Origin of the sequence: Roseinatronobacter ekhonensis, from assembly GCF_900499075.1 — a bacterium.
Taxonomy (GTDB): domain Bacteria; phylum Pseudomonadota; class Alphaproteobacteria; order Rhodobacterales; family Rhodobacteraceae; genus Roseinatronobacter; species Roseinatronobacter ekhonensis.
On record NZ_UIHC01000164.1, the window covers coordinates 1 to 1,205 of the forward strand.

The following is a 1,205-nucleotide window of genomic DNA, read 5'->3' on the forward strand; positions in this document are numbered from 1 at the left end:
CCAAGTGCTCGTTTAAGCTACCTTTCGTTCGAATGCGACCGGGCTTTTCCAGCCCAGTGCTGAGTGACGGCGGCGCGGATTGTAGAAGCCATTGATATATTCGAAGATGGCCATCTCAGCCTGTCGCCGCGTTTCCCATGACCGCCGCCAGATCAGCTCTGCCTTGATGGTTTTGAAGAACGTCTCCACAGCCGCGTTATCATAACAATTGCCTTTTCCGCTCATGGATACTTTGAAGCCGTGCTGGCGCAGGATTTTCTGATAATCGTGAGAGCAATATTGGCTGCCACGGTCGGTATGATGAATGCAGCCTTTGGGCGGTGAGCGGAATGCGATCGCCATGTTCAACGCACGGATCGCCAGGTCGCGCTTCATGCGGTTGCTGACGGCCCAACCGATCACACGCCGGGAATGCAGGTCTAGGATCACAGCCAGATACAACCAGCCCTCTCTCGTCCAGACATAACTGATGTCGCCAGCCCATTTTTGATTTGGCGCATCTGCTATGAAGTCTCGATCCAGCAGGTTTGGCGCGATGTTAAACTTATGATCGCTGTCGGTCGTGACCTTGTGTTTACGCGTTCTGAGCACGGACATGCCGTTCTGACGCATCAAACGGCCGACCCGGCGGTGGCCCACATCCAGACCGATCTCTTTCAGCTCTTCAGTCATGCGTGGCCTGCCATAGCTGCCCAGGTTGAGGCGCGACTGTTCTTTAATATGTGCCAGCGTGACCAGATCAGACCTTTGTCTCAGGCTGGCAGGGCGGTTGCGGAAAGCTCGCAAACCACGCGCACTCACGTCCATAACCTTACACAAGCGCTCTGTTGCAAACTGATTTCGGTGTTCTTCAATGAACTTAAACCTCACGGCTTTTGGCTCGCGAAGAACACCGTGGCCTTTTTTAAGATTTCACTTTCCTCCTTGAGAATGCGGTTCTCGCGCCGAAGCCGATCATTCTCTTGGGCAAGGCTCAAATCCTCTTTCGAAACCACATCCGTGTCTCGGTGCGCCGTGATCCATTTGTTAAGCGTCGACATCCCGACACCTAGATCACCAGCCACTTGCTTGCGTGTAAGCCCGCTGGTCAGCGCGATACGCACCGCATCTTGGCGAAATTCGTCCGTCCGTTTCAGTCCCATAGTTCATCTCCTTTGCTGCAGTAAATGCTATCAAAGGGGCGGCATCAAACCGTGACAGGTCCA

The 1,205-nt window shown here is 53.9% G+C and carries 1 protein-coding gene; it reads right to left on the bottom strand.

Annotation, left to right across the window (positions count from 1 at the left end):
- Positions 1-12: 12 nt before the first annotated feature.
- A protein-coding gene (locus ROE7235_RS19625; RefSeq protein WP_121097732.1) for an IS3 family transposase occupies positions 13-1,142 on the bottom strand; the annotation gives its coding sequence in 2 pieces (ribosomal slippage) (positions 13-899 and positions 899-1,142; 1,131 coding nt in all).
- Positions 1,143-1,205 lie beyond the last annotated feature (63 nt).